The organism is Phycisphaerales bacterium, from assembly GCA_029268515.1.
Classification (GTDB): domain Bacteria; phylum Planctomycetota; class Phycisphaerae; order Phycisphaerales; family SM1A02; genus JAQWNP01.
Genome location: JAQWNP010000006.1, coordinates 292,568 through 302,882, shown reverse-complemented (window position 1 = coordinate 302,882; position 10,315 = coordinate 292,568). Strand labels below are relative to the sequence as shown.

Below are 10,315 nucleotides of genomic sequence, written 5' to 3'. Positions count from 1 at the left end.
TGATTATGAAGTTGAAAACTGGGCAAGTGGTGGCTGTGGGAATAGCTGCATTGTTCATATGCCTGCCTATAGGTTGCGAAGCAGTTCCAGCACGCCGTCGAGCGACTCAAATTCCGACCCCTGAGCCTATTCCGGCGCCAGCGGTACCTGCTGGTGCCCAAGCAAACCGAATGACGCTTTTGGTCTCTCCGAATACAGAAGACTCAAATGGCAATGGTTTTCCAGATGTTGTTCATGTGACATCTTCTTTGTTTTCACATCCCTATCCAACGCCACTTCAAGCAAACGGAACATTTGTATTTGAGCTCTATGCAGTGGGTGATGGACAGCAAGCCAGCGATGAACCACTGGCGGTGTGGCGACGTGGGCCAGAGCAAAATGAGGACGTAAAAACGATGGCCATTTACGGCACTTGTTATCCATTTGCACTGAGCTTATTGGAGGTGTTTCAGAGCGATCGTGTCCCGCAGATCCCACTCACCATAATGGGGTACTACGAACCGGCCGATGGCTCTAAAATAGTGCGGTGTTCGGCAGAGCTTCGTAGCGTTCAGCTGGGGCGCGGTGGAAGTTGATGCTTGGTTGAAACTCTATCTCTGTTTATGTGTAAAACGGAGCATCGTCGAGAACAGAAAGCCAACGAGTCCACCGAAAATCAAGACCACACCAAACACAAAGAGTGCGGGTGTGTCATCGGTGTTATCTAGGCTGAGCCCAATAGCCAGTAGCACAATCCCAAAGATAAATGCGGCGAGGCAGAGCCAAAGCAGCCAGGTAGCACGCTTATAGCTTGGCGGATGCTGCAGGAAGTCGCGAACGGAATCGTCAACAACTGGTCTTGACGGATCTTGTTCCTGATTCATTGGTAGAAGCCTGTTCTATATGTAAGAGCAAAGGTAGTGATTCATCAGGGTACTTGAAAATCTGCTTTGCTTGTTGAGATTCATCTTTGGTGATTAGCACCACTTAAAGAACAACTGGGGATCAAGGATTCGAACCTTGACTAACTGATTCAGAGTCAGCCGTGCTACCGTTACACCAATCCCCATCAGAAAAAGCAATTCTAGCCATCCAGAGCCATTTGGAGCAAGCGCGTAGGAACATTGCGTATTAGGTGTGTAATGAGGGGTCATTCGCGATTAACGTTTCAGCAATTTGGCAAGCGTTGAGAGCAGCACCCTTACGTAGTTGGTCGCCAGAAAGGAAAAGTTGGAGGCCAATGCCCTCTGGCTGGCTCTGGTCCATTCGAATACGGCCAACCAGGATGTCGTCTTGTCCGCTTGCATTGATCGGCTCAGGAAAACGACCATTTTTTGGGTCATCACAGAGGGCGAGACCGGGTGCCTGATCAATCAGAACACGAGCATCTTCCACTGTCAAAGGTGCGCGAAGTGTGAGGGTGATGGACTCACAGTGGGACCGCAGTACGGGAACACGAACACACGTCGCGGTGACACAAGCCTCTGGCTCTTCCCAGATCTTTCTTGTCTCATCGATCACCTTACGTTCTTCGCCGTTGTATCCGTCATCACCAATGGGTGTCTCATGGCTAAATACATTGAGGAGATAGGGGCGGTCTAGTGCCGCTAAGCGATATGGTTGGCCTGTGGCATGATCGTGAATTTGATTTTCTAGTTCTTCCATGAGTGCTCGGCCGCCACCCGATGCGGCTTGGTAGGTACTGATCACCATCCGTTCAATACCCACAGCTTCTCGAATTGGATTAACAGCAACAAGTGCCAAGGTGGTCGAGCAGTTGGGGCTGGCAATGATCTGAGGGCGTTGGAGTTTTTTAAGAAGTTGCAGATTAACTTCTGGTATCACGAGGGGAACTGATGGATCCATCCGAAAAGCACTGGAGCTGTCAATAAACCAAGCGCCATGTTGCACGGCGCCGGGTGCGATTTGGCGAGCAATAGAATTTCCAGCGCAGCTGAAGATGATGTCATGGTTTTCAAGAGAGGCATCTTCAAGTGACTCAACGGTGTATTGTTGATCACCAATGAGAAGGGGAGACCCCGCAGATCGGCTCGAGGCCAATAGGTGAAGTGCGTAGGGTGAGGTCAACCGCGTCTGGAGAATTTCTGCAACCGTCCGACCGACAACACCCGTGGCCCCAATAATGGCGATCGAATTTTTAGGTTGGCGGGCCATTTGGTGGTTCCAAATCCAGGGCAGTGGGCGGGCCTGGGTGGTTGTCTTGGGGTAGTTCAGACAAGGGGGCATTGCGACTCTGCGTGGGAATAGTACCATCGACATTCTTTCCCTCCTTAAGAGCAAGCGAGAAGTTCATGTCAGAGCAATACACAAAAGTAGATGGTGCACGCATTGGCGTACTCATGGGCAGTGCCTCAGATTGGCCGACCATGGAGAAGACGTCCTCAACGCTCAATAAGCTGAGTGTGGCCCATGAGTGCAATGTCATTTCTGCCCACCGTCAACCTGACCGTTTGGCGGACTATATCGAGGAAGCCACTGAGCGAGGAGTGGAGGTCTTTATCTGTGCAGCTGGGGGAGCGGCTCATCTTGCAGGGGTGGTTGCATCTATGACAGCGCTTCCAGTCCTTGCATGTCCGATGCAGGGGTGGTCACTCGATGGACTGGACTCACTTCTATCGATGGCACAAATGCCCAAGGGTGTGCCAGTAGCCACCTTTGCTATTGGTGGTGCTGGGGCGATTAATGCAGCCCTTTTCGCCGCCTCTATTTTGGCACTCAGTGACGACACAGTAAAAACGGCATGGTGTGAGTATCGCGCAGCGCAATCTGCGAAAGTAGATACGCTTCCACCTGCAAAATAAGCAAATATATTGGCGGACCGGACAACATGGAATATGACTTTGACCATCCACCTACTACGCCATTTGATTGGTGTCGCGAGTGGTTTGCGCAAGCGACCGAGATCGACTTACCAAATCCACTTGCGATGGCACTCTCTACGGTTGATTCGCATGGACAGCCAAGCAGTCGAATTGTCTTATTGAAAGACTTTGATGAGCGTGGAGCGGTATTTTTTACAAATAGCAACAGCCAAAAAGGCAGCGAGATTGCAGGCAACAAAGCAGTGGCGCTTCTTTTTCACTGGGATCAACAGGCTCGTCAGATCCGTATCACTGGTCATGCGCAGCGTATCTCTGATGAGGAGAGCGACGCATACTTTCAAACCCGCCCACGCGGATCTCAGATAAGTGCTTGGGCAAGTACCCAATCACAACCTGCTGAGTCACGACAGGCTTTGAAGGAAGCTTGGAAAGAGGCGGAAAGTAAGTTCAATGGAAAGCCAGTGACAAGGCCTCCATATTGGTTTGGTTATCGTGTGTCCTTAGATCGCATCGAGTTCTGGCAGGGGCAGGATTTTCGTTATCACGATCGGGTTCGCTTCGAACAGCAGGATCAAGTCTGGTCGGTACGGCGGCTTTATCCCTAGTCTTTTTCGTCAAGCAAGCGCCTTGCTTCGGCCAGGATGTCTGGTGGAAAATCAGGTTGGGCCCTGACGTACTTGGGGCCATCCTGTTTTTGAGCAGGCTTGGATGGTGGGGGCGCTGGAGTTGATTGCGGCTTAGGCACCTTCGCCGGGCTTGGTGGGGCAAGCTCTGACAAATCAAACTGCTCAAGATCAATATCGAGATATTGAGCCCATGCCTCGATGGCCGTTTCACTCAATGGCCCTTTGGGGCTCGGTTTAGATTGGGCACCCTTGGATTGAATATTGGCATTTTCAGCATCAGCCACGAGATGCTCTAAAAAGTCTGGACTGGGGATCGTCTTGGCCTTGCGTCGTCGGACGGCTCTTTGGATAGCTCGATCTGAGGTGACCACTGTGATTTGACGGGGGTAGCTTGCAGCCAAAACCTTGGCCACGATGACCTGGTCAGCTGTGAGCTTTGAGCCAGAAAAGACCACCTGGATTTGATCAGGCAAACTTGTTTTTGCCCCAGAGACGCCATCACAGACCAGAAAAGACTTTTTTCCCCGATAACGGCTTAATCCAATGAGTTTGGCGAGACCAGCCACATTGATGCCCGCCAGAGAATCGGGAAGTACGCCGACGACATGCAGAACGTTGTAGGTATCAACCAAGAGGGTCATTTTATGCACTCCAAGTGACTATATCGGCAGTCTAGGGATACCACTGGTGTTCTCCGAGGTTCTGGCCTCAAGATCGCAAAAATGGGGGCCCGCATGGCCCCCTTTCTGTAAATCGTGGACTACTATGGCAGGCTGTCGATTATTTATGCCGAGCTCAGTGGTCTTTACCACTTGCCAACACGGCCAACTTCCGATCTAATACCCCGCTCAACTTTGAGTCAGGAAGGCACTTTTAATGGCGATCCGAATCAAGACACGGCACAACGAATCAGTGGGGCAGATGCTGCGCCGCTTCAAAAAGCTGTGTGAGAAGGAAGGCCTGACCAAGGACGTGAAGCGACGGCAGTATTTTGAGAAGCCGTCCGAGCGCCGCCGTCGAGCAATCCGTAAGTCCATTAGCCGTGCAGTTCGTGAACAGACTGGCGGTACTACTGAGCGTCGACCTCGGAATCCAAGCCGCTGAGTCGCAGGTTGTTGCCATAGCCATGAGTGCGAAGTGCTTCTGACAGATGGAGTTGGCTGATCGGTTAAGCCGATCACCTTCGATAGTCCGAGATAGTCTTGTTGAAATATAGATACGTGGCCATCGGTGATGGCGGGAGTTTCCCTTCAAACCTTGGTTCCCCACATCATGTGCTTATGTGCTTGATGGATAATGAGTTGTTTATGAGCGTCGCTTGTGGGACGCATCAATCGTACAAATTGAGAGTTATCTGAAAAACGTCGTGTAAGAGTTTTAAGGCTGTCAAAAACGACAGCTTCACAGGAGAGTGTTTCCGTGAACGAGTTGACGCTTGCGAGTTTCAATTATGTAGCCGAGAACATCCCGGCATGGTTTATCGCGCCTGGTGCTGCAATCCTCGGTTTGTTAGCAGCTTTTTACTTTAGCCGTAAGGTGATGGCCCAATCAGAGGGTGAGCCCCTGATGGTTGAGATTGCAACTGCCGTGCGCAGTGGTGCCATGGCATATCTCAAACGCCAGTACATCGTCGTCTTCTGTGTCTTTGTTGCCTTGCTCGTGGTATTGGCAGTTCTGGCTGGATTTGGCATTCAGCCTATCTGGACCGTCATTGGCGTTGCGATTGCAGGCACACTCTCAGGCTTGTGTGGTTGGTTTGGCATGAAGATGGCCACCAACGCGTCAGCCCGTACGACATTCGCTGCCAAACAGTCTCTTAACGACGGCCTGACCGTTGCGTTCCGTGCTGGTGCCGTGATGGGCTTGGTCGTGGTTGGCTTCGCACTACTCGACGCATCAGTCTGGTATTTCGTATGGAACATGGTGCCTCTTGGAGAGGGTGAAACAACCGGAACACACGTTCTTTACTTCACAGCTGTCATGTTGTCGTATGGAATGGGTGCTTCCACCCAGGCGCTCTTTGCACGTGTTGGCGGTGGTATTTACACCAAAGCCGCTGATGTTGGTGCTGACCTGGTTGGTAAGGTCGAAGCGGGTATTCCTGAGGATGATCCACGTAACCCAGCAACGATCGCTGACAATGTTGGTGACAACGTTGGTGATGTTGCAGGCATGGGTGCAGATCTCTACGAGAGTTATTACGGCTCTATTCTTGCGGCGATGGCGCTTGGTGCAGCAGCAGCAATGGGGCTCACGCAAATGGGAGCCGAGGTTACAGATGTCGCTCTTCGCCTGACCGTTCTTCCGATGGCACTTGCTGGCTTGGGTATTCTCTGCTCATTGATCGGCATCTATTTCGTAAAAGCCAAAGAAGGTGCTTCGTTTAAGCAGCTGCTTAATGGTCTACATATGGGTGTCTATGTTGCCTCTGGACTTCTTTTGATTGGTTCACTGGGACTTCTCTATTGGATTCTCAGCGGCCTCGGCGACGTGAGTTGGCTTGGGTTATGGGGCGCGATTCTTTGCGGCCTCCTGTCTGGGCTGGTTATTGCTCGAGCGACAGAGTATTACACCTCGTATGAGCATAAGCCGACCCAAGAGATTGCCGAGCAAGCCGAAACCGGAGCTGCCACGGTGATCATCTCGGGTATTGCTGTTGGTATGCGCTCGACGTGGATACCTCTTATGACGATTGTGGTGGCGATCATCGCAGCCTTTACGATGGCAGGTGGTCGAGAGCACTTCCTTATTGGTCTTTATGGAGTGGCGATTGCAGCGGTAGGCATGCTTTCCACACTGGGAATCACCCTCGCTACTGATGCATATGGTCCAATCGCTGATAATGCTGGCGGCAATGCAGAGATGTCTGATCAGCCTGAATATGTACGTGAACGTACCGATATGCTCGACTCATTGGGCAATACCACTGCTGCAACAGGCAAAGGATTTGCGATTGGCTCTGCGGCGCTGACAGCAATGGCATTGCTGGCGGCATACGTTGCGGTTGTACAAGGGACGCTTATTAAGAAGCTCACAGCAGATTCCGACGCGATTCAAGCGATCTATGCTGAAGCGGATCCACCTGGAAACCTAAGCCCTATGGCCTATGGCGAATTTGATCTGACAGGTGAGCACAGGATCCATGCTCAGTATGAAGGCCATGGTCAATTTAAAGCCCTTGATATTTCTGAGAGCGGTTACATGCAGTTTGGTGGCCTCATGGTTGCAGCACCTGTAGTCGATCGCATGATTGACGATAACATTGAGCCTGGCACGATTGTTGAGCTTGATGGCCATTGGGCCGACACAGCAAATGTGTATCAGATAGATGCTGTTGTTATTGACGGAGAAAAAGAACCAGCATCTTTTCAACTCGTGGCGGCACATCGAGCGACGATCAGTCAGATTCTCAACTTCTACGACATCTCAATCATGAACCCACGTGTTCTTGGAGGCATTTTCCTTGGCGTCATGTTGGCCTTTGTATTCTGCGCTATGACGATGAGTGCAGTTGGTCGAGCGGCTTATCAAATGATGGGCGAATGCCGTCGTCAATTTGCCAAGATGAAGGCTCAGTTCAAGAAAGATGGGATGTCAGATGCTGATCTTGCTGATCCAATGAAGTGGCCTCGCAAGGTGATGGTGGATGGTGTTCAGTATCCTGACTATGCAGAGTGTGTATCAATCTCAACAGCTGGCGCACAGAAAGAAATGGTTGTTCCGGCAATCATGGCGATTGTGACACCGGTGTTGGTCGGTATTGTTCTTGGTGTTGGCGGTGTGATGGGATTACTCGTCGGCGGCTTGACCAGCGGTTTTGCGATTGCGATCTTCATGGCGAATGCTGGTGGCGCTTGGGATAATGCGAAGAAGTATATTGAAGCAGGGCACCATGGCGGCAAGGGTTCAGATGCTCATAAAGCTGGTGTTGTTGGTGATACCGTTGGAGATCCCTTCAAGGACACTTCAGGCCCGGCTCTTAATATTCTGATTAAGTTGATTGCCATTGTGTCGGTCGTGTTTGCGGGTTTGGTGGTTTATGTTGGCCCAGGTGTTTCAGCTTGGTTCGGCCTTGACTAAGGCCTCGAAGGAGCACTTTGACACCAGACCCACCAGCTCGTGAAACGCCCTCATTGGAGACGTTCTCTATACAAGTAGCTCAGCTTCTTGCAGACCGTCGCTGCGAGGACGTGCGCCTTCTGGACGTGCGTGGGCTGAGTCATGTTTGTGATCAGATACTGATAACCACAGGGACAAGTGATCGTCAGATGCGTTCCGTCGCAGACGAGCTCGCCAAGCTTGGCAAAGAGCTTGGTTATTCCTGCTTTAATTCTAATCGTGACGAAGCTTCGACCTGGATAATCATCGACTTTGTTGACTTGGTTGTGCATCTGTTTGAGCCTCGGCTACGTGAGTACTACGCACTCGAAGAGCTTTGGCATGATGCACCGAGCATTCCTTGGGAGAATGCCCCAAGATCTGCACCTGGTTCAGTAGGGGCTGAATCGGAGCTGTAGGCACGACTGGTTTTGAAGCTGATCCGACCGTAGACGGAGAGGCCAGATATGTCATTTGGACTTGGGCGAGGGCGACAATTAGAGACTGGTGCATGGGGACTGGTGCAAGACGATCTGCCACCCCATGATCAAGGATCGTTTGATCCTCATTCATTATTTCCAGTCACAAAGTCTCGCCTCGAAATTGAAATTGGGGCCGGCAAGGGCACATTTCTTGTTCAACAGTCTTCTCTTCAGCCAGAGACGAACTTCCTGGGCATTGAATGGGCCGGAGAGTTCTATCGGTATGCAGCTGATCGACTTCGGCGTCGTGAACTACAAAACGTGCGTGTATTGCATGCGAATGCAACTGAGTTCATTCGATTTTGGTGTCCAGATTCCTGCACCTCAGTGATTCACTTGTACTACTCAGATCCCTGGCCGAAAAAGCGTCATCACAAGCGGCGTGTTTTGCAAAGTGAGTCACTTGAGCAGTTTCATCGGATCCTAGAGCCAGACGGAGAGATTCACCTTGTCACAGACCATGCCGAGCTTTGGGCGTGGTATGAGGAACTGGTGGGCGCCAACCAACAGATGTTTTCTCGTGAGGAATTCAGGCCACCACAATCAGCTCAAGAGGGTGAATTTGTTGGCACCAACTTCGAAAGAAAGTACCAGGCTGAAAAGAGATCAGTGAGTGCAATGACACTTCGCCGACTTGGATGATGGATAAGACGTCGTTACGAGTCTTTTTGCGGTTTTTCCCAATCAAAGTCCTTACTGCGATCAAGTGAGGTTGCTCCCATTCTTGCGCAGCGGCGGCAGATCCAGGCGTCTTCGTGAAGTGGACTCTCCCAGAGTGGTTCCTCGCGCACTTCTAAGCACATATTACAGGTGGTGCCTGCTGGCGCTTCTGGTGCATCACCGAGACAAAGAAACGTAAATGCCACAGTGAGGCATTGGCCGCAGATGACAGAGCCCTCATGGCCCTCAATCATGGCATGATTTCCACCCCATGGCTTATGGCAAAAGTCGCACAGAATATCATCAAGTTGGATATTGGTGAGATCACAGCCTGGTCTTTGCATGTTGTCAGTATAGGGCCCAATGGCCCTCTGCTCACAATTACGGGCTTGTCGAAACAACACATTCTGAGAATGTATGAGCTAAGTCGTCCTTGTTGGCATCAACAATGCCTCGCTCTGTGATGAGCCCTGTAACAAGTCGTGAAGGAGTGACGTCAAATGCATGATTAACTGCAGATGTCTGTGGTGGCGTGATGCGTACCTGCTCGATGGAGCCATTTTTTGTACATCCCCATACATGAGTCACTTCTTCTACCGATCTTTGCTCGATAGGAATGCTTGAGAGGCCATCAGAGAGCGACCAGTCAATTGTTGGCGATGGTGTGGCAACGTACATTGGTATCTGATTATCAGAGGCAGCTAAGGCAACCAGATAAGTTCCAATCTTGTTACATACGTCACCAGTCGCTGTGACACGATCTGCGCCAGTGATGACGAGATCAACTTGGCCTGTTTGCATGAGGTGCCCGCTGCAGGTATCGGTGATTAGATGGTGCGAAATGCCCATATGACCAAGTTCCCATGCCGTCAGCGCAGCGCCTTGGCTACGAGGACGTGTTTCATCAACCCAAACATGTAAGTCGATGTTTGCTTGATGTGCTAGATAGATCGCAGCGGTTGCGGTACCCCAATCGACTGTGGCAAGCCAGCCCGCGTTGCAATGAGTGAGCACATTTACAGGTCGATTAGGATTCGCAGCTGCGAGCGATTTAATCAACGGTAGACCGCTTGCCGCGATTGCCTGATTAATCTGAATATCTTGCTCACAAATCTCATGGGCGTGCTGATACGCGATGTCAACTCGTTGATCTACTGGTGTTTCGTTGAGTGCGGCATGCATATTCTCCAGAGCCCACTTGAGATTACGAGCGGTTGGCCGAGTTGCAGCGAGCTGTTCTGTCGCTTGAGCAAGTGATTCATCACTGGCATCAGCGCGAGCGGCGAGAGCCATGCCATAGGCAGCCGTTGCCCCAATGAGTGGGGCACCACGTACAGCCATGGTAGAGATGGCATTGGCAGCATCGCCGACAGAAGTAAGCTCACTGATAATAAGTTCATGTGGAAGCCTGGTCTGGTCAATGATAGACACGGCTTCGCCAGACTGGGTACACCAGATGGAACGCATGGGCTTTCCAGCAACAAGCATAGATAGGATCCTCCAAAGAATTCCCAAGTCTAGCTGAGAAAAGGCTCTAGAGAGCTCATGAAGCGGCTACAGAAATAGTGTAAACGGGTTTGAATCGGGATAGGGGTTCCACCAGACCCACTCTGCCCGTATCTTTTGG

Annotated in this window: 12 protein-coding genes and 1 tRNA gene; 7 read left to right on the top strand and 6 right to left on the bottom strand. The window is 51.1% G+C overall.

Annotation, left to right across the window (positions count from 1 at the left end):
- The first annotated feature begins 5 nt into the window (after positions 1–5).
- A complete protein-coding gene (locus tag P8J86_04215; protein ID MDG2053892.1) occupies positions 6–575 on the top strand; it encodes a hypothetical protein in 570 nt (189 codons plus the stop codon).
- 15 nt (positions 576–590) lie between these two features.
- On the opposite strand, the gene P8J86_04210 is transcribed toward P8J86_04215, so the two are convergent.
- The 3 genes from P8J86_04210 to P8J86_04200 all read right to left on the bottom strand — a co-directional run bounded on the left by P8J86_04210 (position 591) and on the right by P8J86_04200 (position 2,154).
- Entirely contained in the window at positions 591–863 is a 273-nt protein-coding gene (locus tag P8J86_04210; GenBank protein MDG2053891.1) for a hypothetical protein, read from the bottom strand.
- A gap of 114 nt (positions 864–977) precedes the next feature.
- A tRNA-Gln gene (locus P8J86_04205) sits at positions 978–1,048 on the bottom strand.
- A 62-nt stretch (positions 1,049–1,110) separates the two neighbouring features.
- Positions 1,111–2,154 carry an aspartate-semialdehyde dehydrogenase gene (locus P8J86_04200; protein ID MDG2053890.1) on the bottom strand — a complete coding sequence of 348 codons (1,044 nt, stop codon included), beginning with the start codon at positions 2,152–2,154 and terminating at the stop codon, positions 1,111–1,113.
- Between the two features lie 137 nt (positions 2,155–2,291).
- Here P8J86_04200 and purE point away from each other — a divergent pair, with 137 nt between their 5' ends.
- A complete protein-coding gene (gene purE, locus P8J86_04195) occupies positions 2,292–2,801 on the top strand; it encodes a 5-(carboxyamino)imidazole ribonucleotide mutase (protein MDG2053889.1) in 510 nt (169 codons plus the stop codon).
- Between the two features lie 26 nt (positions 2,802–2,827).
- Positions 2,828–3,427, top strand: a complete 600-nt coding sequence (gene pdxH, locus P8J86_04190) for a pyridoxamine 5'-phosphate oxidase (GenBank protein ID MDG2053888.1) — start codon at positions 2,828–2,830, stop codon at positions 3,425–3,427.
- Here the strand turns inward: pdxH and P8J86_04185 are convergent.
- Positions 3,424–4,089, bottom strand: coding sequence for an NYN domain-containing protein (locus tag P8J86_04185; protein MDG2053887.1), 666 nt, complete (start codon positions 4,087–4,089; stop codon positions 3,424–3,426). The two genes, pdxH and P8J86_04185, sit on opposite strands and share 4 nt — an antisense overlap.
- A 235-nt stretch (positions 4,090–4,324) precedes the next feature.
- On the opposite strand from P8J86_04185, the gene rpsU reads away from it, so the two are divergent.
- From rpsU to trmB, 4 genes are all read left to right on the top strand, one after another.
- Complete coding sequence (rpsU, locus tag P8J86_04180) at positions 4,325–4,552, top strand: 30S ribosomal protein S21 (protein MDG2053886.1); 228 nt, start codon at positions 4,325–4,327, stop codon at positions 4,550–4,552.
- 315 nt (positions 4,553–4,867) lie between these two features.
- Positions 4,868–7,528 (top strand): sodium-translocating pyrophosphatase, encoded by a 2,661-nt coding sequence (locus P8J86_04175; GenBank protein ID MDG2053885.1) that lies wholly within the window; start codon positions 4,868–4,870, stop codon positions 7,526–7,528.
- Positions 7,529–7,545: 17 nt separating this feature from the next.
- A complete protein-coding gene (rsfS, locus tag P8J86_04170) occupies positions 7,546–7,965 on the top strand; it encodes a ribosome silencing factor (protein ID MDG2053884.1) in 420 nt (139 codons plus the stop codon).
- A gap of 48 nt (positions 7,966–8,013) precedes the next feature.
- Positions 8,014–8,670 carry a tRNA (guanosine(46)-N7)-methyltransferase TrmB gene (gene trmB, locus P8J86_04165; protein ID MDG2053883.1) on the top strand — a complete coding sequence of 219 codons (657 nt, stop codon included), beginning with the start codon at positions 8,014–8,016 and terminating at the stop codon, positions 8,668–8,670.
- Between the two features lie 14 nt (positions 8,671–8,684).
- On the opposite strand, the gene P8J86_04160 is transcribed toward trmB, so the two are convergent.
- Together P8J86_04160 and mtnA are read right to left on the bottom strand one after the other, a co-directional pair.
- Positions 8,685–9,032, bottom strand: a complete 348-nt coding sequence (locus P8J86_04160) for a ClpX C4-type zinc finger protein (protein MDG2053882.1) — start codon at positions 9,030–9,032, stop codon at positions 8,685–8,687.
- 37 nt (positions 9,033–9,069) lie between these two features.
- Entirely contained in the window at positions 9,070–10,176 is a 1,107-nt protein-coding gene (mtnA, locus tag P8J86_04155) for an S-methyl-5-thioribose-1-phosphate isomerase (protein ID MDG2053881.1), read from the bottom strand.
- Positions 10,177–10,315 lie beyond the last annotated feature (139 nt).

What these genes read in the sequence shown, in the direction of transcription:
- P8J86_04210 (MDG2053891.1), bottom strand. Translation starts at nt 863, where the DNA reads ATGAATCAGGAACAAGATCCGTCAAGACCAGTTGTTGACGATTCCGTT.
- mtnA (MDG2053881.1), bottom strand. Translation starts at nt 10,176, where the DNA reads ATGCTTGTTGCTGGAAAGCCCATGCGTTCCATCTGGTGTACCCAGTCT.
- pdxH (MDG2053888.1), top strand. Translation starts at nt 2,828, where the DNA reads ATGGAATATGACTTTGACCATCCACCTACTACGCCATTTGATTGGTGT.
- P8J86_04215 (MDG2053892.1), top strand. Translation starts at nt 6, where the DNA reads ATGAAGTTGAAAACTGGGCAAGTGGTGGCTGTGGGAATAGCTGCATTG.
- P8J86_04185 (MDG2053887.1), bottom strand. Translation starts at nt 4,089, where the DNA reads ATGACCCTCTTGGTTGATACCTACAACGTTCTGCATGTCGTCGGCGTA.
- P8J86_04200 (MDG2053890.1), bottom strand. Translation starts at nt 2,154, where the DNA reads ATGGCCCGCCAACCTAAAAATTCGATCGCCATTATTGGGGCCACGGGT.
- trmB (MDG2053883.1), top strand. Translation starts at nt 8,014, where the DNA reads ATGTCATTTGGACTTGGGCGAGGGCGACAATTAGAGACTGGTGCATGG.
- rpsU (MDG2053886.1), top strand. Translation starts at nt 4,325, where the DNA reads ATGGCGATCCGAATCAAGACACGGCACAACGAATCAGTGGGGCAGATG.
- purE (MDG2053889.1), top strand. Translation starts at nt 2,292, where the DNA reads ATGTCAGAGCAATACACAAAAGTAGATGGTGCACGCATTGGCGTACTC.
- P8J86_04160 (MDG2053882.1), bottom strand. Translation starts at nt 9,032, where the DNA reads ATGCAAAGACCAGGCTGTGATCTCACCAATATCCAACTTGATGATATT.